Origin of the sequence: Alteribacillus iranensis (assembly GCF_900113025.1) — a bacterium.
GTDB classification, from domain to species: Bacteria; Bacillota; Bacilli; order Bacillales; family Marinococcaceae; genus Alteribacillus_A; species Alteribacillus_A iranensis.
Genome location: NZ_FONT01000002.1, coordinates 565,609 through 589,363 on the forward strand (window position 1 = coordinate 565,609; position 23,755 = coordinate 589,363).

The 23,755-nt window shown below is 44.6% G+C and carries 12 protein-coding genes; 5 read left to right on the top strand and 7 right to left on the bottom strand.

Going from position 1 to position 23,755, the window contains the following annotated elements:
• Positions 1-469: 469 nt before the first annotated feature.
• The 5 genes from BM095_RS06705 to BM095_RS06725 form a co-directional block, all read right to left on the bottom strand.
• On the bottom strand, positions 470-670 hold the full coding sequence (locus BM095_RS06705; protein ID WP_091659229.1) for a hypothetical protein: 201 nt from the start codon (positions 668-670) through the stop codon (positions 470-472).
• A gap of 197 nt (positions 671-867) precedes the next feature.
• Positions 868-1,233, bottom strand: a complete 366-nt coding sequence (locus BM095_RS06710) for a hypothetical protein (RefSeq protein ID WP_091659232.1) — start codon at positions 1,231-1,233, stop codon at positions 868-870.
• Positions 1,234-2,453: 1,220 nt separating this feature from the next.
• On the bottom strand, positions 2,454-5,888 hold the full coding sequence (locus BM095_RS06715) for a hypothetical protein (protein WP_091659235.1): 3,435 nt from the start codon (positions 5,886-5,888) through the stop codon (positions 2,454-2,456).
• 92 nt (positions 5,889-5,980) lie between these two features.
• On the bottom strand, positions 5,981-9,469 hold the full coding sequence (locus tag BM095_RS06720; protein ID WP_177194734.1) for an S-layer homology domain-containing protein: 3,489 nt from the start codon (positions 9,467-9,469) through the stop codon (positions 5,981-5,983).
• Positions 9,470-10,022: 553 nt separating this feature from the next.
• On the bottom strand, positions 10,023-10,859 hold the full coding sequence (locus tag BM095_RS06725) for a DUF6612 family protein (protein ID WP_091659241.1): 837 nt from the start codon (positions 10,857-10,859) through the stop codon (positions 10,023-10,025).
• A gap of 507 nt (positions 10,860-11,366) precedes the next feature.
• Between BM095_RS06725 and BM095_RS06730 the strand changes: the two genes are divergently transcribed.
• The gene (locus BM095_RS06730; protein ID WP_091659243.1) at positions 11,367-12,392 is read left to right on the top strand and encodes a C40 family peptidase; all 1,026 of its coding nucleotides are present in this window, start codon (positions 11,367-11,369) and stop codon (positions 12,390-12,392) included.
• A gap of 758 nt (positions 12,393-13,150) precedes the next feature.
• Positions 13,151-15,436: a S8 family peptidase gene (locus tag BM095_RS06735; RefSeq protein WP_091659246.1), complete on the top strand. Its 2,286-nt coding sequence runs from the start codon at positions 13,151-13,153 to the stop codon at positions 15,434-15,436.
• A 347-nt stretch (positions 15,437-15,783) separates the two neighbouring features.
• On the opposite strand, the gene BM095_RS06740 is transcribed toward BM095_RS06735, so the two are convergent.
• On the bottom strand, positions 15,784-16,500 hold the full coding sequence (locus BM095_RS06740) for a hypothetical protein (RefSeq protein WP_091659248.1): 717 nt from the start codon (positions 16,498-16,500) through the stop codon (positions 15,784-15,786).
• Between the two features lie 431 nt (positions 16,501-16,931).
• On the opposite strand from BM095_RS06740, the gene BM095_RS06745 reads away from it, so the two are divergent.
• Both BM095_RS06745 and BM095_RS06750 read left to right on the top strand, forming a co-directional pair.
• Positions 16,932-18,431, top strand: a complete 1,500-nt coding sequence (locus tag BM095_RS06745) for a peptidoglycan-binding protein (RefSeq protein ID WP_177194735.1) — start codon at positions 16,932-16,934, stop codon at positions 18,429-18,431.
• Positions 18,432-18,837: 406 nt separating this feature from the next.
• Positions 18,838-19,290, top strand: coding sequence for a hypothetical protein (locus BM095_RS06750; protein ID WP_091659254.1), 453 nt, complete (start codon positions 18,838-18,840; stop codon positions 19,288-19,290).
• A 230-nt stretch (positions 19,291-19,520) separates the two neighbouring features.
• On the opposite strand, the gene BM095_RS06755 is transcribed toward BM095_RS06750, so the two are convergent.
• On the bottom strand, positions 19,521-21,248 hold the full coding sequence (locus tag BM095_RS06755; protein ID WP_091659258.1) for a putative bifunctional diguanylate cyclase/phosphodiesterase: 1,728 nt from the start codon (positions 21,246-21,248) through the stop codon (positions 19,521-19,523).
• A 299-nt stretch (positions 21,249-21,547) separates the two neighbouring features.
• Between BM095_RS06755 and BM095_RS06760 the strand changes: the two genes are divergently transcribed.
• On the top strand, positions 21,548-23,176 hold the full coding sequence (locus BM095_RS06760; RefSeq protein ID WP_091659261.1) for an S-layer homology domain-containing protein: 1,629 nt from the start codon (positions 21,548-21,550) through the stop codon (positions 23,174-23,176).
• The last annotated feature ends 579 nt before the right edge of the window (positions 23,177-23,755 follow it).

Sequence of the window (23,755 nt, forward strand, 5' to 3'; positions counted from 1 at the left end):
ATATAAGGATTTTCAATCTTGCTCTTCACAGCAATGACAAAGCTCTGTGACCAATTGTTTTGGTACAGAGCTTTTGTTTGGATCATTCAGAGGGTGACAATATGTTTATTAACTAAAGAAATAATAAAGGAATTTGAGAAGGAACAAAAGCTCTGTCTCCTCCTCACGTTCCTTCCTACATCCTCGTTCAACTTAAAAATAAGCCCAATATATCATTTGTTATTCAAAAGTTGAAAAGAATTATTCTCTTCTTCAAGCTGCGATTCTAAAGAAACTTCCGTTTACTATTACAAATTGAACTTGGATTTCTTCTTCATCTTCTTCCACAAATACAATTCCCTCGTATTCTTCATTAGCATACAAGATAGAATCTTCTACTTCTACTATTGCTTCCCCTAGACCATTTAATGATTCAAATTTCGCTCTATACTCTTCCAGATAATACGTAACTTCTTTCCCCTCTTCTTTTTTATTCAGTCTGTATGAGACCCTTTCCTTGCATGCTACTATCAGGTACTAAGAAGGTCATAAATTTGTCTCCAGATGAATTCTCAAAATCAATATTATAGGTGGAATCCTCATTAACTTCAGTAAAACCAGAAGCTTCCGCTATTGCTTGGACTTCCTCTGTTATCATTCCAAAGTCATATGCTGTAAAAAATTCATTCACTACATCACTATTCTCGCCTTATACCTTCTATATCTATTCAGGTTTTCGAACGAGCCTCCACCATACGAGCTGTTTTCAGCGCATACGGCGGTCTGTTAGCATTCTTCTCTTTTCTTGCTTCCCTTTTTTGTATATTGGTGAACCTAATAAATTTCCTGAAGAGAAAACGCACAGGGTATTGCTATAATAAATAGAAACTATTGCTTAACCATGTCCAAGTCATAGCTATAATTAGATTCACCATTAGAATAATGCGTTGTTGCTCTAACTTTTTCAATATCGGAACTTTGAAGACCATCTGGAATAGGAGCCGTTATTTTTAGTGAACTATCCCCATAATTGACTGCTAAATGTCCTTCATAAATGTTACTGAAATATTCATTTTCTTGCTCTTCCCACATATCCGTTTGAGTATAGTCTTCAATAGACCCTGTAACAGTTGATGAGTTAGGAGCCTTAATATTTATTGTAGCTAATTCATAGTCTTTTTCTGCAGTTATTATTCTCACACCCCAAAAATATTCCAGTCTATTTTCCCTCAGCTCTCCATGATTAAAAACCAACTGATTGGATAATCCCCGAAGGTCAACCCGATAACTAAGTGTTCGAGAAGAGTTGTTAATTTCAAATGTTCCTTCTATGGAATCGGCGAACTCTGGTAATTGGGTATCTTCATCTTTTGAAAACGTGTAAACTTCATCTGATTCAACACTATTCTCGCCTCGTGCCTTCTTTATATATTCAAGCCTTCAGCGAGCCTCCACCATACGGGCGGCTTTCACCGCATACGGCGATCTGTCAGCATTGTTCTCTTAAATATCTTCTCCAAGTCGCTAACTTTATTATTTATTCTAAATACACTTTACACCTGTCGAACGTAGTAGCTTTGTTATTCAATATCTTAGGCTTGTAGGAATTAGGATGGTGTTCCTATACGCTCATTAATGCTGTTCCCGTACCTTACTACTAACAAAAGTTCGTTCTATCTCTTCATTGTTCCAAAGCGTAGCATTGTATAAAATAGCAGTTGTGCTACAAAGTTACGTGATGAATGGATTTTACCTAATAAAAAAGCATACTCTACTAGCAAAAAGAAGAAAAAAATGCGCCTTCCACTCCCACCGAGAAGAAAGCGCATAAGAAGTTATAGAGAAAGCCAATTGTAAGAGAAAAAGCACTGACCGGGTTCCTTCGCTCGGCTAGTTTTATCCTCTTGCCTCATTACTGCGGCAATACAAACGGCTAACGTTCATCACTACTATGAACCCGCTGCCACTTTGTAAGCGTCTCTGGTGCCAACTCACCTCATCTTACAAAGCTTCATACGTTCCGCTAGGTCTGTCCCTTGTTTTGATGACCGTAGGCTCCCACTATCCAGGTATGAGAACGACTGGTTTAACAGCCTGAATTGTGCCAATCGCCGGTATGGTATTACACCCATACGGATACATCCTAACCTGCTAGCATTTACTCTTAGCATGCACCACCTCATCCTGCCTACATGGGTTCGTCTGCCTAGCCATCTTTTAAGGAGCCCCACCTTGCTTTGGCAAGTACGACTTCACCTGACTTCGCCCCTCCCGAGAGTCAGCTCGTCACTGGACGCAGGAGGAGTAGACTCATGATAATTGGCTGTTATCATGATTAGGAATTTCACCTAATATTCAGAATCTATTAGTTAGAAAAAGACCCCATGTGTAACACATGGATGGATGTGGAAACACATGAGGTCTATGATTCCCCTTCTTTCGCTAGATGACTAGCTTATGAAGGAACGTTTCGATTAATTTTTTAAATAGAAGTTACAACGTAAGTTGATCCACAAAAAAAAAGTTAGTCCTGTAAGGTTACCGGCTGCATCAGTAGTCATTTCTACTGCAGGCTCACCATCTACAGAAACGTTATAAGTTGTATTAGCTTCTAGCCCAGTAATTTGTTGATCTCCTGCTGTCCCTAGAGAGTCTGCACCTAACTCTACTTCTGTTGGTGCTACTTCTGTCACAACATAAGTTGATCCGTTTGTTAGTCCTGTAAGGTTACCGGCTGCATCAGTAGTCATTTCTACTGCAGGCTCACCATCTACAGAAACGTCATAAGTTGTATTAGCTTCTAGCCCAGTGATTTGTTGATCTCCTGCTGTCCCTAGAGAGTCTGCACCCAACTCTACTACTTCTACTGGTTCTTCAGGTTCGTCATCTTCCACTGCATCTTCAACAACAAAGTCTACTTCATATTCTCCTTCTAATACGGAACCGTCATAAGACTCTAAGTCTTGATTAACAGTGATAACATTAGAAGACTCTTGTAATGTTCCATCCGGTAGAGTAATTATAACAGTTTCATTTCCATTATCACTATTGCCGTCACGGTCATCAACTGAGATGCTAGTACCAGTTGGAAGGTTAGCCCCATTGAGAGTATATTGTCCAGGGTCAGTAGCATCATTGTCACCAGAAGTTTGGACACCTTCACTAAATGTAATAGTTACAGTATCTTCACCTTCTCCATTTATCGCACCTGTCACTTCACCTTCATCTTCACCAGCCGTTTCTCCAATATAGAATGGAGATGCTTCTTCTACAGCTTCAATTGTGAAGTCTTGTGTTGCAGATGCAACAGTATTACCTACATCATCAGATAGAGAACGAACAACTAAAGTCCAATCTTCGCTACCACCAGCGTTAACAATTGACTGAGGTGTTCTTTCAGCTTCCTCATCCCAAGAGACAGAGAGTACTTTATCAGCACCATCTTCATCAGCGTAACCATTTACCTCTCCATCAATAGTAACAGTGTTTCCATCTTCATCTTGTCCGATGAATTGTACAGATGTTGTTGGGACAGATGCGCCCTCATTTGTTCCGCCTTGATCTTGGTTAGGAGTATCTTCAGCATCCTCTCCAGCAAGTTTGACTGGTTCACTCATTGTTACATGGAAGTTATTCTCATCATCTACACGTTCGATTGACTCGATCGTTGCGCTTGTTGTGTCAGGTGTATTTAACGGAGAACCTGGGTAATTGAGATCAAGAACAATCTCCTCATTTGTTTCACCATTAACTACATTTGTTACACTATCTTCATTAATTACAATACGGAAATCATCGTTATAATAGTTTGTATTATTCTCGGCCGTGTCATACAATACTGTCCAGTCAATTAATAACTCAACTACCTGCTCTGAGTTGTTAACAGGATCAATTGCAAGTAAAGCACTTAGGTCATTACTTGTCAGTCCAGGGAACTTCTCCGAATCTAATACATTTACATATTCTCCAGCATCATTATCATATACTTGTAGTTCCATATCTTCAAGTTCAAAACCGCTCACCTGCTTATCGAAACTTACACGGAATTGTTCTGGTGATTCAACATTCACTACCGCGTTAGGTTTTGAATCATCAGCGTTGATGGTGAAGTTAAAGTTTTGGGTGGTACCTACGTTGTTGTTATCCGTTCTTGCAGCAAAGTCTTCCGTAGAAGAAACTTGCAGAGAATGTTCACCTGGTGTGAAGAATCCTGGTCTTGCATCATCACCATCGCCATCTTCATCGTAGCCGTCTTGTAACACAAGTGTTGCTAGATCACGGTTATCAATTAATGTAGCAGGGTGGAAATCACCGAAGTCAACCGTGAAGTGTTCGCCTACTTCTCCAAATTGACCATCGATTTGGAAGCTAGCATTATCAATAGCCTCAGAGAATTGAACTTTAAGGGTGTTCATTCCTTCAGCATTTACACCTGTTGCTTCTGGAGCACGGGCATCCGTAACAGTGAATGAAGTGTCAGAGCTTGTTACTTCTCCAGCAGCGTTTCTTGTATTTATATCAACATTAACTGAGGCATTGTCAGTTAGAACATCATTGCCGTCAGTTTTTTCCAGAATTACTTCCATAGCTTGTGTATTTCCGGATACTGGTTTAAGACCTTTTACTGTGAAATCTTTCTCGCCTTGAGTAATGGTGATTGCATCATCGATAAGTTGATGACGAACGTCTTCCGCATCTAGACCTTCTACTTCGTCAGCAGTAAGGTTGCTTTCCGCAACTCCTCCACCTTCATCTAATCTTTGATAGAGTAACTCACCGTCTGGGTTTGTTTCCACTAAGTTATTGAGTGCGACTTCATTGTCAAAGTACAGAGTGAAGCGGTCAGCCTGATTAGACTCGCCACCTTCAGCTTTGATATCTATTTCAGGGTCTGCCTCAAAAGGTATAAATGGAACAGTAGTGCTTCCCACTACTTCACCAATAAGATCCTCATAGTCCCCAGATGCTTCAATGATTTGAGCATCGATTTTAGCTTCTACTTCTGTATTATAAAATTCAGAAGTCAATTGAACAGTAGCTTGACCATCTTGAATCGTTACACGGTCTTGTGCAAGAGAACCGCGAGTTGTATTGAGATCAAGCACTACATCATCTGCATTTTCATCTACTTCCCCAGTGTTTTGGTTAACTAGTTGGAAAGTAACACGAGCGTTATCTGCTCCATTAGCAACCAAGGATTCTTTATTAACACTGATCTCTAAATCCCAAATATCAGCAACTGCTGGGGTAGTAAAGGAATCTGTTACAGTTTCAACAGTTTCACCGTTTACAAGAATATCACTAATCGTAACATTGTATTCCGTTTCGTAGTCTAAACCGGATACGTCTAAAGTTGCTACAGTCTTGTCTTCATTAAGAGTAGCCGAGTTTACAGATGCACCATCAATTGTGAAGTTTTCTGCAGATACAGATTCAACTGCTTCACTGAATGTTACATCAACTGTTGTTTTGTTAATCGCACTTACTGATTCTACATTCAAATCAGAGCCTACTATGATCTCACCGTCTTCAATGCTACCTTCTACAGTGTTCACCTGTGTTGGTTCCACTTCTGAGTTTTCTAAGAGTTGAATCGCTTCTGCAGAGGAAGATTCTTCTCCTAATTCTGCTTTAGCTGCATTATATTCTTGAAGTGAGTACTTGTTACCAGTAGATGATACTACAAAAGAAGCTGTTGCATTTTCTAGGTATTCAGGTTGATCAAGCTGGATTGCATTGTACTCTTGAAGGTCAAATTGAATATTTTGTCCATCTTTAGTGATGACGACATCATCAACACTTACTTGGGCTTCTTGAGCAGAAGCTACTGCTGCGGGTGTGATACCAGCTGCACCAATAATCCCTGCAAGAGCCACTTTCGACATCACGTTAAACGGCTTTTTGTTCATACTGTTGTTGCCCCCTCTATTCAAATAGGTGTAATTGGTGTAGGGATAAGGGGTTATTCCTTATCCCTGTTATGATAGTTAATCAGTCTAAATTAAGAAGCGTTAAATTCTGCGTTTAGAATATCGTCCTCAGAGTAGCTCGCTGAAACTTCTGTATCTATAATAAAACGCTCCTCATTCAATGGGCTTACTGTGAATGAGTAAGTAGTTCCATCTAGTACAAGCTCAAAGTTCTCTGCATCAGCTAGTTCTTCAGGAAGTTCTGAACGAAGAACTGCTACAACCCAGTCTCCAGTAATATCACTTTCGAAAACTTGGTATGCTTCTTCGTTGTAATCATTAAGCGATGTCACTGGATCATCTCCTGAAACTGTAAGGTTAGCTGTAACTTCTTCATCACCTACAGAAGCAGTTATTGTGTAGTCTCCTTCAGCGATACCGTCTTCTACTGTAATTGTAGCAGTTGCGTCAGTAACATCTTCTTCAACTGTTTCAGTAGCTACGGAACCTACTGCATTTCCTTCTTCGTCAGTGATCTCGAAGTCTACGTCTGCTGTTTCTTCAACGTCTGCCACAGAGTAAGTAACGTCTACCCCTGTGTCACCTGCAGTTGCTGTTGCATCTTCAAGTGTTACTGTTGGAGCAGTTACGTCTCCTTCATCATCATCGTCACTGCCATCTACGTCAGCTCCGATAACGAAGAATTTAGCAAAGCGTCCAGACGTTTCGTCAAGAACAACTGTTACGTCTTCTTCACCGCGAAGATCACGTAGTGCTTCCTCAGAGATGTCGCTAGAATCAGATACGTCCACTACGGCACCGTCAGAAACGAGTGTGTACACTGTTCCATCAATAGTAACTTCGCGAGTACCAACGTTTACTTCGTCGACGTCACCAGTGATAATGCGGCTGTCGTATTGGCTGTCACCAGCAACTTGAATATCTTCAACAAGATTGTCGTTGTTGTCATCAAATTCAAGGACAGCTACGTCACCTTTTGCTAGGTCTACGTTTACATCGTTTACTTCATACGTTTCTTCTTCGCCATTTACGTAAGCAGTAACTTCTACTACTTCCTCATCTGTGTTACGAAGTACTTGTGTGATTACAGCTTCTTCGTATACAACATCAGAAGTTGTAGTTTCATTGATTACAATAGCGATAGCTTCATCGTCTTCATCGTAAATAACTGTTGCGTCATCGATGTCAGATCCGCTGTAGTTATCCCAAGTAGTAACTGTGATGTCATCAGCGTCGAATCCGTCGGTAGCATCAAATACTACTGTGTTATTGTTAATTCTTTTCGCGCCAGATACAGCATGGAAGTAAGTGTCTCCTGGCTCAAGAACTTCGTTATCTGCAAGAACGTCGGTACCTTCATCTGTGTTGTTTGCAGTGAAGAATTCGAGTTCCTCAAGATCCCCGTCATCATCGAGGTGAAGTTGAACGAGTTGACCTTCTGCAAGGTACTCTGCTTCAATTGTTACTTCTTCCCCGTCTCCAGAAACAAGCACAATGTTGTCTCCGTCAACTGTTGGATCCCACTCATCTGCATCACGATCGTCTGCGTCATCGATATCATAGTCAACACCGTTCACAGTGATAGTGTCCAGATTAGTTAGTTGAATTTCAAATAATCTCTCTTCATCGTCAGAAGTCACAGCTTCAATTTGAGCCAAGTCATTACCAAAGTTAGAATCAAATTTCACATCTGCCGTGAGAACGGATGGCTTCGTGTTGCTTTCAACGTCCGCAAGGTCACCGTCAATATAAACGAGGTTTCCAGCGCGGTCTAAGTGAAGAACAACTTCACCTGCAGCTTGAAGCTCTTCTGCTGCATCGCTATCGATGTATTCTGTTTCTCCTTCATCGTTGAGGTAAACAGCTCCACCTTCATAATCTACTTGGAAGTCCTCGATGTCTGCGGAATCGTAATTGAAGTCATATACTTCTCCGTCTACTCTGATGGAATCGCTATATACTGTGTCGATTTCACCTTGTACTTCATTGTTGTAAACTTCTGCGAAACCGTCATCTCCGTTCGCATCAGCGTTGAAGAATAGTACGTCTCCTTCTTCAAGGTCGTCTAGATCGATGACTTCTCCGTCTTTGACGATTGTTGCATCTTTCGCATCAAATGCTCCGCCAGTTCCTTCACCCTCGTAACCGATAACTTCGTTGTCTTCCACACGGTCTACTACGAGGAAGTTGGAAAGGTTATAAGCACTGATGTAAGCAACGTCACCGGAATCATCATAGCCGACTTTTGCAAAGTTAAATTTACGGTCAACGTAATTCTCAATGTTTTCCTCTTCTCCATCTACATAGAAGCGGAACTCATCTTCGTCTACGTTATCAAACTGATCATCAGAAATGTCGAGATCTTCCCCAGTAGTAAGAAGTTCGATTTCATCATCTTCTGTGATTTCGATTGCATCGTAATCAGCTGTTGGATCTTCGATGCTGTAATCGATAAGATCATTGTTTTCATCGAACCATACGCTTACTTCTTCACCAAGCAAACGCTGGTAATTAAAGTCTTCAAATTCTTCTGGAACTGTGATCGTTTCTGTGTTTCCATCGTCTGTCAGGATAGTGAATTCACTGTCAGCGATGTCGATTTCTACTACACGATGCTGAATGAAGTCAGGGCGTGTGAAGTTATGCTCGAGATCACCAATTTGAATGGTGTGCTCTACGAGACGTGGAACTTCGTCTTCAGCGTTTTCACTTGTGTTATCAAAAAGGTGTACTTCTGCAGTCAATCCATCACTGGAAAGTTCTACGCGCTCTACACCTTTACGCTCACCGCTTGAAGTTTCAAATACGCGTACTTGGGAGCGGTCAATTTCTCCTCTGTATGGAGTAGTGAATTGTACTTCAAGTACGTGACCATCGTCAGTAAGTGCGTTTACTTCCGCGATGTCAGTAGGCTCTTCAATGCTCATTGCACGATCAAGGAATGCCGCGAACTGTGCACGAGTTACTGTTTCTTTCGGACGGAACATACCGTCAGCAGTGGAAGTGATGTTGTGCTGAGCAAGGATTTCGATGTTGTCACGGTGACTTTCGTGAGCATCTTCAAGGTCAGCTACGTCAGCTTCTACTCCTTCAAGGGGTTCAAGATCAAACGCGCGTACAAGGATTGTAGCCATTTGTGCACGAGTAAGGTCTCTGCTTCCAGCGAATACAGTGTTGTCTTCGCGACCTTGGATAAGGCCAGCTTCTTTCACTGCTGCTGCGTATGGAGTGTAGTAGCTGTCGTCATTCAAGTCTTCGAATGGAGCCTCTGCGTCAGTGTCCAATGGAAGATCGAATGCACGCACCAAGAGCTCTGCTACTTGACCACGAACGATTTCGTTACCTGGGCGGTATGTACCATCTGGGTATCCGTTGATGATTCCTTGGGAAGCAAGACGCTCAATGTACTCAGATGCCCAGTAAGCGTCATTTACGTCGCTGAATTGCTCAGCACCTTGCGCTTCTTGCGTTTGTACTGCTGCTACGCCAGCAGAAGCAACAACCGCTGCGGACAAGGAAGTCGCAAGAAACTTGCGGTAAGACTTTGGTTGGTAAGCCATAAATAAATTTCCTCCTTTTTTATGTCGCATTCCTAGTTTCATAGAAATGCATTTTCCTAATGTTAAAAAACGCGTGAATCCTCTCATTCCTCAACGATCGTAAATCGGGTCATCGGAAAGTCATCGAAAAAAGACAGGCGTTTTTAACCATTAGCTTTTTCCTGTTTTTTCTAAGAAAGGCAAAAAACATTATACTAACGGTCTTGTAGGCTGTCAATTAAAATGATAGCGGGCTTGAATGAATAGTAGAATAATTGTGATGATTAGGTAGTTTTGACGAAAGTAGACTTTTACAAGCATTCTACAATATTATACGATAAAATACTAGTAATTTTTACAGCCTTTTTACAAAGTTAGTAAGATTATAATGTTAGTGGTTTAATTTCATAACTTCTCCACTGATTTCCTTCATTTCCCTTCCGTCTACAATTGAAACATATTTTTATTGAATTTGTAAGGCTTTTACTATGTTGTAATGAAAATGATACATTTTTGCAAAATAAAAACCCAGCCTGTCCCTTATTTACCAAGGGGTGGCTGGGTTGTAACCAATTTATTCCTCTGCTTCCTGTTCGTCTTCATCTTCTCCATTTTCCTCCTGCTCTTCCATTTTCTCTTGTTGGATTTCTTTTATTTTCTCTTCCATGTAGGTTTCCAGGTTTCCTTCGACGTTATTAAATTCGTCGTAGCGTACGTTCGATATCTCATTAAAGGATTGTCGTTCTCCGGCGAGTTCTACCGAAAAAGTGAACCGGGTATCATATCCGGTGACATACATCGTTTCTTTATCAATGTACGCGACCATGTCAATTCGGTTGAGCTGGATCGATTCTCGTGTCGCGTCATCGAGGCCGCCGAGTGATTCTGTGACACCAAGCTCTTGTAATTTCTGCTCTGCTAATACGCGGTGGCGCTCGTCCACTCCTTTAAAGGACACTTCGTAATATTCTTCCTCTTCCTTCATTAAAAACTCCTCTTCAAAGTCGAGGAAAAATTGCAGGTCTTCTTGCGGGCGTAACGTCGTGTTCAATTCGTCCCGGGTCGTTCCGTAATTTCTCCATTGTTCATTTTCACGAGCTTCTACGATATCACCGTGTATCCGGAAGTCGAGTTCCAATGGCTCGGTTAAATCAATTAAGTTCATATCGCTTTCTAAATAAGCTTCAAGGGGATCGCTGTAAGTGACTGCCCCCCGTGTGAAAGTGCCTACTCCTTCCTCTGCCGCAGACAACGAGCGCGACTCGGTAAAGTAGACACTCTCGAGTTCTTCCATATTCCCCATCGCTTCTTTATATACTTCTTCCGGCAGCTTCTGTTCTCCGCACGCTGTCATTACCAACATTCCCGCTCCGATGACCGCAGCGGACACTACTTTCTTCTTTATCTTCATATGTATGTCTCCTGTTTATTCTATTAATGTAGAGTAACTCAGTGCTATTTTACAGGTCCCACTGTTAAATGGCAAAGCACACTTTCGACCTGTGACAATTCTGTTACTAGATTGTTTTATGTTACAAAAGAATTACAAGGGTGAACCTTGTGAAAAAATGCCGTAATTTCAAAGATATTCCCGTTTGATCGAATCGCAAGGTTTCATATTTCCATGGTTATTCCCCCATAAAAAGCCAGTTTATGTCTCATTTTGTCTTTATCTTGTTACATAACTGTAATCCACATAGCTCTTTTTACATGCTAGACTATGAAATAGTTTGTAAGACACCGAAGACAATACACTACTAACTACTACGAAACTACTACACAAATCATAGAAGCGTCACGCTCCGAGCGAAGGCGCATGAAGCTAGACATCCTACTACACGTTAAAAAAACGACGCGGCTTTTATAATAAAGACATTTTTTTTCACATCAAAGAATATGGGGGAAGGGGTGGCCAACGTTGGTCAAGAAAAGTTTTGCAGCGGCACTGAGTGTTATCATGCTGCTGGCGGCTTTCGCATTTCAGCCAGGGGGCGCGGATGCATCATCGAAAGCCGATTCAATCATCGCAGAGGCACGGAAGCATTTAGGAACACCGTACAGATGGGGAGGCACGACGCCGAGCGGATTTGACTGCTCCGGATTTGTCGGATATGCCTTTAAGAAAAACGGGGAGAACTTACCTAGAACAGCGGCTCAGCAATACAAAGTCGGGAAATCCGTTTCCAGATCCAACTTACAAAAAGGAGATATCGTCTTTTTCTCCCACGGTTCTGGCATTCAGCATAACGGGATTTACATAGGAGGCAACAAGTTCATCCATGCGGGAACATCCACTGGAGTAACAATCACGAGCTTAAGCAACTCTTATTGGTCTCCACGTTACGTTGGAGCGAAGAGAGTGATTAAGGAAGAAGTGAAAGAAGAGGTTAAGTCTCAACAGCTCGAACCACTTCCGGACGGAGAGTTCCATGACGTGAAGGAAGATTTCTGGGCGTACAACAGTATCTCTAAGCTTGCGGACGAAGGCATCATCAGCGGCTACCGCAACAGCACATTCAAGCCTTCTGAAAGCATTACGAGAGCACAAGCGGCTACGTACTTAATGAGAGCGTTGGATTTACCACGTGACGGAAAAGATACAGACTTTAACGATGTAAGTACAGATCACACTCATGCAACTGCGATTAAAGCAGTTAGTGAAGCAGGATATATTCGCGGGGATCAAGATGGCAACTTCATGCCGAATGACCCAATGACTCGCCAGCAAATGGCGGTTGTGTTCTATCGCGTGTTTGACCTCGAAGGTACGACATACGACGGTGACTTCGTCGATGTTGGTTCGGATCATCGTTACGCGAAACACATTGACGCATTGGCAGGCACTGGCATCACAACCGGGAACGAGGACGGAGAATTTGAACCTGGTCGTGAAACAACACGTGCCCACTTCGCGGTATTTTTGGACAAGGCGTTAAATCGCTAATAAACAACCACACATGACGACTCGCCATCACGGCGGGTCTTTTTTTGTGTCCTTCTATACAGAAAGGCGGGGGGTGGGGCTTTTCCTGACGCTCCTCGTTGATACCGTCCATTCATACTCGGAGGACGCCAGGTCAGGGTGCACTTTCCTTTCTGCTGGGACTCCAGCGGCGGGTACACTGACAGCACACGGCGCCCGCATCTATTGTAAGCCGTATGCTTTGTTTCTCATTCGCTCGTGGAAGGGGGATGTCCACGCGAATGTTTTTTGCCTTGTTTCTTACCGACAAAGCAGGCACTGCCAAAAAAGGCACCAATAATCATTTAGAGAAGGAGTGTGTTTTGTCTTTGTGTTTTATTCATACCTCCTTTTTTGCAAGGTTAAACCTATCTTATCCATTTTTTTCTTATGTTTTGATTTTGTAATACAGTGGTAATATTTCTCTATCCTTTTGTTTTTTAACAGACCAAAATATCCTTCTTCTAGGTTGAATCGTTCGCTATGGATCTGTATCGAAAGGTGTTACTCAGTTGAAAAACACTCCGCTTTCCGCGGGCAACGCTTCAGCTTCCTCATGAGCAAAACCCGCTCACTGCGGGATCTTCAGCTGTTGCTTTTCCCGCAGGAGTCTTCGTATTTTTCAACTAAAATTTATAAATGAAATATATACCTGCACGTGCCTTTCATTTTTCTATGTGTAGTAGAAACTATGAATCTATGATAGCTTTAAACTATGGAATAGAAAGAGAGGTTGTTGGATGTTTCAAAAGAAAGTGTTACACGTGCTTTTTGGATGTGCGGTTGTTTTTTCTTATCCTGGAGCCGGTCTTGCGAGTGACGCCACAGTGGAAGACCATACATACTTAGTTGGCTTCGAGGATGAGATCGATGTGAATGTAATTGAAAACAGCGGCGGAGAAACAGGAGATATTTGGGATCGAATTGACGCCGCGGAAGTGGAAATGACGTCTTCGGAAGCAGCTTGGCTGTCCTCCCAGGAAGACGTCGAGTATGTGGAATTAAACCAAACGGTGGAAGTAAGCGCCACTCCCCCGCTTGAAAATTGGGGACTCGAACACTTGGATATCCCGGATGCCTGGGACACAGGAGTAACGGGAGAAGGCATTGATGTCGCGGTTGTTGATACCGGCATTGAATCCTCCCACCCCTCATTGAATGTAACGGACGGTTTTTCTGCCGTACCGGGAGTGACTTCTTATGATGATGATAACGGTCACGGGACCCATGCTGCCGGTATTATTGCGGCGAATCAGCCGAGTGCCGGACTTGTCGGTGTCGCACCGGATGTAAACTTGTATGCTGTGAAAGTTCTCGACGCGGTCGGCAGGGCTCCTCTTTCTCAAGTTCTTAGTGGGATTGACTGGGCGATTGACCAAGACGTAGACGTGATTAGCATGAGTTTCGGCACGTTAACCGACTCGACGACGATGCAATCGATGCTTGATGAAGCGTACGAAGACGGAATCATTATTGCAGCTGCGGCTGGGAACCGCGGCGAAGGAACATTGCCAGATGGTCGGGTGGAATATCCAGCCCGTTATGACTCTACCGTTGCCGTAGGTGCGGTCGATACGAGAAATGAGCGAGCGTACTTTTCGGCAACAGGTGAAGCGATTGAAATTGTTGCTCCTGGCGTGAATGTCGTGAGCACGTACAAAGATTCCACGTACGGGGCGTTAAGCGGCACCTCCATGGCTGCTCCTTTCGTGGCCGGAGCGTTTGCTTTATTGAAAGAAGCGTATCCAGAGGCGACTGCTCAAGAATTACGCTCTCTCCTACAAGATGAAGCGATCGATCTCGGCGAACCGGGACGCGATCCTTCTTACGGTTATGGGCTTGTTCAACTACCAGATCTCAGTGAAGAACTCGAGCCGAATGAAGACAATGACCACCCATTAGACCGTGACGAGGAATCCACAGAAGATCCGGTGGAAGAAGAGATTGAAGATAACCCGATTGATGAGGATCCTATTGAAACACCGGATGAGAGCACTCACATTCCGGCAGGAGTCGATGCCCGGGTGGTTTATGAAAACGACTCTGCCGCTGTGCATGTATTTTGGAACGCTCCCGATCAGGACGATGTGACCGCTCACCGCATTTACCGGGACGGTGTTTTGCATCAAGAAGTAGAGCACACGACTCTTTTTGAAGACGAAAATGTCGATCCAGGCACGTACGAATATAAAGTGACCGCGATCGATGCGGACGGCAATGAATCCGAAAAAAGCCCCCCTGTTGAAGTCGTTGTCGAAGAAGAAACCGAGGATGACGAGTCTGCCGACGACGATTCAGGCAACGAGGACACAGAAGGGGAAGAAGAACCAGATACAGGTGAGGAAGCTCCTGACCAAGAAGCGGAAGACACCGATAACGGAGATGCTGGTTCAGAGGACGGCCAAGAGGAAGAAGACGCTGACAGAGATTCCGATGAAGAGGATTCCAGTTTTAGCTGGCCGGATGAGCTAGACGACGCCCCTACATTTGAAGACGTCGATGGGGATTACTGGGCAGCAGAACCGATCCAAGAACTTAGCTCACGCGGCATTATTCAAGGGTCCGACGGTACCTTCCGTCCAAGCGAATCCGTCCGCCGCGGTCAAGCGCTCGCAATGATCGGACGCATGCTCGAATGGCAAGCAGAACCCGTTGATACAGAATTCCCTGACGTCGACTCCGATTACTTCTCTTCCGGCTATATCCATCATGCCGTGGAAGCAGACTATATCAGCGGTTTTTCCGACGGCACCTTCCGCCCGAACAACAATGTCACACGCGGACAAATGGCGGCGATTTTAGGAAGCGTGTTTGAACTGGACGTCTCTTCCGTTTCCGCTACCGACCGCTTCATAGATGTCGAGGAAAGCACGACGGGATACCGCGCCATTGCCTATCTTGCCGAAGAAGGAATTGTCGGCGGCTATGACGATGGTACGTATCGCCCGAACGAACCACTCACCCGTGCTCAATTCGCAAGTATCTTTTATGAATTGGGAGAGCACCTGATTGACGAAGATGAATAAATGCAACAGAGCCAGATTGGACGGGAGTCCCCCGTTCGACTGGCTCTTGTTTTGTCTCGACGTTTGTGTTGCGTGACTTGAGTGTGCATTTGCACGTTCTCCGGGTACGGTATGGGATGGTGCGTTCCCTCATTTAGAGTACTCTTGGGATTTGGGCACCTTTCCGATGGGTGCCTGCCCTCCATGCGCTTTTGGTCTTTCCCCGGGCAGGCAAATTTCCCTTGCCTTCCCTCTTTCCTGAGCTCTATCGTGATTCGGGCATCTTTCCGACTCTTGCCTAACCTCTCCGCTCTTCTGCTTTTTCCACGGGCAGGCAAATTTGCTTTGCCTTCCCTCATCCCTGAGCTCTATCGTGATTCGGGCACCTTTCCGACTCTTGCCTGACCTCCATGCGCTTTTGCTTTTTCCCCGGGCAGGCAAATTTGCTCTGCCTTCCCTCTCTCTTGAGCTTTCTCCTGGTTTGGGCATCTTTCCAACTCTTGCCTGACCTCCCCGCTCTTTTGCTCTTCCCCCGGGCACGCAAACTTTCCTTGCCTTCCCTCCTCCCTGAGCTCTCTCGTGATTCGGCCACCTTCCCAGCTCTTGCCTGACCTCCCCGCTCTTTTGGTTTTTCCCCAGGCAGGCAAATTTCCCTTGCCTTCCCTCCTCCCTGAGCTCTCTCTTGGTTTGGGCATCTTCCCTGCTCTTGCCTGACCTCCCCGCTCTTTTGGTTTTTCCCCGGGCAGGCAAATTTCCCTTGCCTTTTCTCTCTCTTGAGCTCTCTCTTGGTTTGGGCACCTTTCCGACTCTTGCCTAACCTCTCCGCTCTTCTGCTTTTTCCACGGGTACGCAAATTTGCTTTGCCTTCCCTCTTTCTTGAGGTTCCTCGTGATTCGGGCATCTTTCCGACTCCTGCCTACCCCTCCCTGATCTTTTGCTCTTTCCACGGGCACGCAAATTTCCTTTGCCTTCCCTCTTTCTTGAGCTCTCTCCTGTTTTGGGCATCTTCCAAGCGGTTGCCTAACCTCTCCGCTCTTCTGCTTTTTCCCCGGGAACGCAAATTTCCTTTGCCTTCCCTCCGCCATCCTTCTGCTTCACTCTGGTCACGCTTCCGCGGTCGTTGCCTTCCCTCTTCCTGAGCCTTCTCGACATTTGGGTCACCTCTCCAATCACGCATCCCCGCGGCGCCTTCTTTTTTCGATATTTTTATCAGAGTTAGCAGGAAGTCCGCCTTTCTTCGCCGAATAATTATTCGAAGTCTATCCAACTACCATTGTTGTGTATATTTCTTACTCTTTTTCCAATATAAGATAGCGAAAATTTTGTTTTCGACTTATAATAAAACATGTGCCTACTATAAGAGCATTCTACTGAAAAAAGCTCACCCTCGTGGGCTATATTTAAAAACTCAGTACGCAAGCCGATGGCGCCTATAGCTACACTACTTACCAAGAATGTTTTACTTATTAATCTTACTAAAAATGGGGGGATCGGGTTGCTGGAGAACACGTCACGTATGCAAAAAATCGTGGTGACATCGACGGCTGTGACCGGAGCCGTACTGGCAGCTCCTGTGATGGCGGATGCCGCACTCGGAGATGATACACTACGGCCGGGCGACAGCAAGGACGATGTCAAAAAGCTACAAGATTTGTTGCGGGAAGCAGGACATTTTACATATCATACATCAACCGGGTATTACGGGGACCGCACGAAAGAAGCTGTTCTTTCCTTTCAACGACAACATAACTTAGCGGCCGATGGCATTGCCGGGCCGCAAACATTCAGCGTATTATTAACCGATCGCTCTTCTCGTGATAACGGGCAGGCTGTAGCGACGGCGTCTTCGTCCAACAACGATTCGCTTGGTACGTCGAGCGTTTTTCGGATGGGAGACAAACATGCGAAAGTAAAAACATTGCAGCGCAGGCTACAGTCTCTCGGGTACTATAAGGGCGGTCTCGACAGCCATTACGGGCGCCAAACCGCCGCGGCCGTTCGCAAATTCCAGAAAAACGAGCAGCTCGCCGTGGATGGCATTGCCGGGCCACAGACACTCGCTGCCTTACAAGGAGCGTCTTCTGCAGACAAGTCTGTCTCTTCCGTCCAATCCCTCAGCCAAGGAACGACATTCAAAGTGCTCTCGATTGGCGACAAGGGGAACGAGATCTCCCAGCTGCAGCAGCAGTTAAAAGATCTTGGCTATTATAAAAGCAATGTCACCGGAGTATTTGGCCCGATTACAGAAGAAGCGGTACGGAAATTCCAGCGGAAAAACAGCTTAACGGTAGACGGAATGGCTGGCCCGAAGACACTGAATAAACTCCGCCACAACCCGAAACAGTCATCAACGGTCACGAACCAATCGGTAGAAACGAATAGCTCCTCTTCCTCTGTGCTTCGCTACCAGTCTCGCGGCACCGAAGTGGAGCGTTTGCAAAATGAACTTCGCCAGCTCGGGTATATGAAAATGGAAGCAACCGGAGTGTACGGAGAAGTAACCGAACAAGCCGTACGATCTTTCCAGCAAGCGCATGGATTAACGGCAGATGGGATCGCCGGACCGGTCACACACCGTGCCATTCAACAAGCGCTCCATGGAAATGTTGCGTCCGAGTCCCAGCAAAAAAAGCAAACACCTCCCTCTGGAAGTAAAGTAGATGTGACCAATTTGGTGGCGGACGCTGCTGAACATGTCGGCACTCCTTATGTGTGGGGCGGAACGTCTTCTTCCGGCTTTGATTGCAGTGGTTTTCTTCAATATGTGTTTCGAGACAACGGGGTAGAGCTGCCGCGTACGGTAGCCGGCATTTACGACGCTGGTACTTCCGTAAGCAACCCTCGTGTCGGCGACATTGTCTTTTTTGAAACATACACATCCGGCCCATCGCACGCTGGTATTTATCTCGGGAATAATCAATTTATCCATGCCGGTACGTCGACGGGTGTCACAGTAAGTAACCTGACATCCAGCTATTGGGAGGAACGATACATCGGAACCAGACGCTATTATTAAGAAAAGCACAAGATGTCTGAAGCTAGACAATAGAAAAGCGTAAGGCGCCTGAAGCTGGACAGTATTCCATAAACGTTATACTTCCCTATCCATGTGGGAAACTTTCTCTAGTAGAGAAACGTGCCCAAAAGTATCACGTTGTCTGTGTGTCGTATACTGCGAAAAACGGATACGTGATTCACTCGGGCACCAACCTCCTGCTAGACATCCCGAAAGGAAACGTGGGATAGGTTTTCCCCCTTCTATTTTAAAACCCAACACTTTCCAACTGAAAAGGTGTTGGGTTTTCGCTTGTACACCGAACGCCCTGTCTTTGAGTGTTTAAAAATTCGAACAAGAGTGGTTTTTCTATCAAAACGATGTTATATTTTATAAAATACCCCTCTGTTGATCTTAGGAGGTTCCTATGAAGCATGTTGCGTCCCCTCTCGATCTAGAGTCGTTGGAGGTTTATCTTCACCCTTTGTCGGTGAGCCAGGAGGAATGGAATCCTCTGTATGAAAAAATGAAATCGTACTTAGAGAATTTTGATGATTCTTGCATTATAAGTGGTCATTATCCGGCTACGTTGGACAAGCGGATTACTCCTCATCATATTCATATTAATGTGCGTCGCGCGTTTACGACCGATGCGGTACTGTTGTACAAAGATCTGTCTTCTTATATTAACCAACAAAATCCTCTGATTTTATTAGGAGTGATGAATCAACACGGCAAGATTTCGACGCCTTTTATTATGGATTTGCTTGTCATACTCAATGCCCATTTTCCTAAGTTGACTACCATTGAAGGGTTTCTCCATCCTGCGTGCTGGAAGGAAGCCATTTATCGCGTACGGGAATACGGGTATTTCTCCTAATACGAATACCGTCCGCGCCTCCCCGCGACCGATCATGAAGCAAGGGTTTGCAGGTTTTCTTGCAACTCTTGCTTCATGACTCGTTCATGAGACCAAGTTTAGCGATAATCTTCGAGGTTCTCGCTTCATGAGAGTTACCTGGTGGCTCTGGAATGGCGTAACATCCGTTCGGCGAAAAAGCTTCCCGCTCGTTGCAGGAAGCTTTTTTCGATGATTCGCTGTGCCCAGCATTATCTCCATTTCGCAAGGAGTTCTTCGCATTCGTTGGCCGTAACTGGTTTTCCGTAAAAGTACCCTTGTGCGTAGTGGCAGCCTTCTTCCCGGATCAACTTCAACTGTTCCTCTGTTTCAATTCCTTCACAGACGATGTTAAAGTTCAGGGACTTGGCCATGTTTATGATAAATTTCACGAGCTCGGCGTCGGTGTCGTTTCCATTGCTTTCTTGGACAAACGATTTATCGATTTTTAAATGATCGATGGGAAATCGTTTAAGCTGACCGATGGAGGAATAGCCTGTCCCGAAGTCATCAAGGGAAATCTTGATGCCGATGTCCCGCAAAGGGAGCAGTTGGCGAGCAGCCGCTGTCAATTCTGTGATTTTCGTGTTTTCGCTGATTTCGAGACTGAGTTGCTGCGGCGGGAGCTTTGTTTCTTCCAGAATGGCTAATACTTTATCGACAAAACGAACGCTTTCGAAAAAAGGACGGGAGACATTGACTGAAATCGTCAAATCCGGATATCCATTTTCTCGCCACTCTTGCGTTTGCTGACAAGCATTGCGCAGCACCCATTCATCAATTTCTTTAATGAATCCTGTTTCCTCCGCAATCGGAAGAAAGACATTCGGCGTCAACAACCCTTTTTCCGGGTGGTTCCAGCGAATGAGCGCTTCGGTTCCATACACTTTCTCTGTTTGCACATCGATCTGCAGCTGGTAATAAGCTTCTAATTGATCGAAGACAATCATTCGTCTCATGTCACTTTCAAAGATGAGCTTGTCCAATGAATAATCGGTATCGTCGCTTTCAAAAATGTAATGATTGTTGCGGCCTTCATCTTTTGTTTGATACAGCGCATAGTCCGCATTTCGTAGTAACGTGTCTACGTCATTTCCGTGTTCTGGAAACAGGCTGATTCCAATCGAAGTCGTAATATAGACTTCTTGGTTTTTGATAATAATTGGCCGGTTAAGAAACTGATAAATCCGATCCAGCACTTCTTCGAGTGAGTCTTTCATATAAGGACTGTCTATTAATATCGTAAATTCATCCCCGCCAAACCGACTCACAAACCCGTGATCTCCAATGGCTTTCTGGAGACGCTGGGCTACTTCTCTCAACAGCTGGTCGCCGGCATAATGGCCGAGGGAGTCATTGATTTTTTTGAAGCGATCGAGGTCGAGAAAGAGAAACGCTAATTTGGCATGTTCTTTTCTCGCCTGCAGAAGGGCTTCCGTGGCTCTGTCGCGAAAATACACCCGGTTCGGCATATCGGTTAACGAATCATAATAAGCCATGTGAGAAATGAGATGCTCATGATTTTTTCGCTCCGTAATATCCCGGATCACCCCGATATAATACGTTCGTTTGCTGTCCCGATGACGAAGATGAGTAATCGTGATGTAAGACCAGAACTCTTCTCCATTTTTTCTGACGTTTAAGAGCTCTCCCGTCCACGTCCCTTCCTTTTCAATCGACTCCCACATGTCATCGTAAACGGAACGGCGTGTCTTTCCGGATGAGATATATTTAGGGTTCTCCCCTCTTAATTCTTCCAACGAATAGCCGGTTATAGTTTCGTAAGCCGGATTAATAAAAATAATGTTCTGTTCTTCATCGGTTATCATTAAACCGTCATTCATATAGTCAAATAGTTTGCTAATGTTTTGTGGATCTTTTATAAATTCATGCAAAAATTCTTCTTTTTTCATATTCCAGATCGCAGCGTCTTGAGCCATGGGAATGTTCCTCCTTCGAATGACACCCTCTGCGTGGACGAGTTTGGCGCACTGGTGCACTCATTCCTTGTTCCTATCTTGTGAATTGTTATTTTGTACCATTATTTTACCGTATTTCACAGGGAATCACTATGCTTTTCTATGAAAAGGAGGAGTTTCCTATCATTTTTTGTCGTCTTTTATCTATTTTCAGACTTTTGTAGGAATATTTTTGATTTAGCTAGTAAGCATTGAAAAACAGCTGTATACTAATTGTTGGGACACGTGCCTACATATACCAGAAGGGTGGTTATTTTTCTATGAAAAAGTTTGCCAGTATGGCTCTTTCTGCTACGTTAGCGACATCGCTCGTATTTCCAGCTGTAGCAGGAGCAGAATCATCCTACAAAGACATAAAGGATGATTTCTGGGCAAAAGATGCGATTGATTACTTAACGGAGGAAGGAATTGTAAGCGGGTATGACAACAACACCTTCCGACCGAACGCCCCTGTCAAACGATCCCAAGCGGCGACGATGTTGACAGAAGCGTTGGATTTGGATACAAGCGACCGTCCGGACCCTGGATTTTCGGATGTGGACAAAAATGACCACGTATACGAAGCAGCGGCGGTCATTGCTGATGAAGGAATCATCGAAGGAAAAGACGGAAAGTTCATGCCAAACAAGCCGTTGACACGTGCGCAAATGGCTAAAATATTGACCGTAGCTTTTGAACTCGATGGGGAGGAGAACGGTGAAGACTTCGCTGATATTCCTGACGACTACTGGGCGCATGATTTCATTCAAGCTATCTCCGCCAATGACATTGCAAGCGGGTATGAGGAAGATGGAACGTTCCGCCCAAACAAGCCGACCACACGGGCTCAGTTTGCTACATTCTTGTCCAACGCAATTAATGATGAAGGTGACAGCGTGCAAGAAGATAACGAAGTGGCCCAGCTTCTCAAAGACACCATGGACGCTCAACTCAACTTGGACAGCTACACGTTTGAAGGCGACATGGACATGACGATGGGAATGGATCTTCCGGATGAATTAACAGAAGAAGAAAAAGCAGCCATGGAAGAGGCCATGACGATGCAAATGAATATGCGTGGCGCTTTCCAAATGGATCCCCTTGTGACGGAGACGGTCATTGACCAAACCATCCCAGGTTTTGATGAAACAATCACATCTGCGGCCGTTATGGCAGATGGCAAAAGCTATGAATATGTATCGGACGCTGCGTTCCTCGGTTATCCTGCTGAATGGGATGGCAAGTACATTGAAATGGACTATGAGGAACTTCTTGGTGAAGAGTTCAGTCAGTTTATGTTCAATATCGACAAGCAATACGAGATGACACAAGAGATCTATGAACTATTCATTGACACGTTCGGAACAGATGCGTTCACTCTTCTCGATGAGCATAACGCTATTCCTGAAGGAACCGAGTATGAGCAGATCGTGAAATTCGAATTGACTGAAGAAGCATTGGTCGACTTCGCTGATTCATTTGAAGAAGACGTATGGCCAGAACTCGAGTCTATCTTAGAGAATCCACAACTATTCTCTCAATTTGGCATCTCCGCGGAGCAAGCAGAAACATTAAACGAAGCGGCAGACGCTGACTTTGACGAGTTTCTCAGCAACTTGAGCCTCGATGACTTCGAAATCTATCAAGCGATCAATAGCGATAACTTGATCGTATTTGATACAGGTAACATCGCAATCAGCTACGCAGACGAAACAGGCAGCTTCTCTTTCGGTATCGAGTATGATATGGAATTAGGTAACTTCAATGAAGATATCCAACTCGAATACGGCGTACCAGAAAATGAAGAAGACATCATTCCATTTGAAGAGGTTCTCGAATGGCAAGAACAACAACTTGAGAATCTTGAAGACTTTGAAGAAGTAGAAGTAGACGAAGACGACGTAGCGTAACTTTTACAGAAGAAAGGGTGTTCCCAAGGGCCTATACCGGCCATGGGACACCCTTTTCTTGTTTTCTGTCTCGCCGGTGGTTGATGGCCGCCACGGTCAACCGGACGGAAGCTCTTTCATGGAACAAGAATCATGAGGGATACGTGAAATAGGGGCTCCATGGCGATTTCATGCGACACGTTTTCTTTGTTCCTATGAAAAAATTGCTTCATGACACCCTGTTCCGTCCTCCATGAGACAAGTTATTTGTGAAATCCTTCCTTTCTTTGTCTCATGAACCGTTCATAGAGCAGAAATTTTGGTACATCCGCGGAATACTTGTTCCATGACCTTCTCATGAGACACTTTTTCTTCGGATTTCTGTCTTTCCCTGCTTCATGATGCCCTATTTCGCCATCCATGAGACACATCTTTCTCGAAAACTAGCAGTTCCTTGTCTTTTGAACCTCTCATAGAGCAGAAATTTTGGTACATCCACAGAATTCTTGTTCCATGACCCTCTCATGAGACATTTTTTCTTCGGATTTCTATCTTTTCCAGCTTCATGATATCCTGTTCCACCCTTCATGGAACACATTA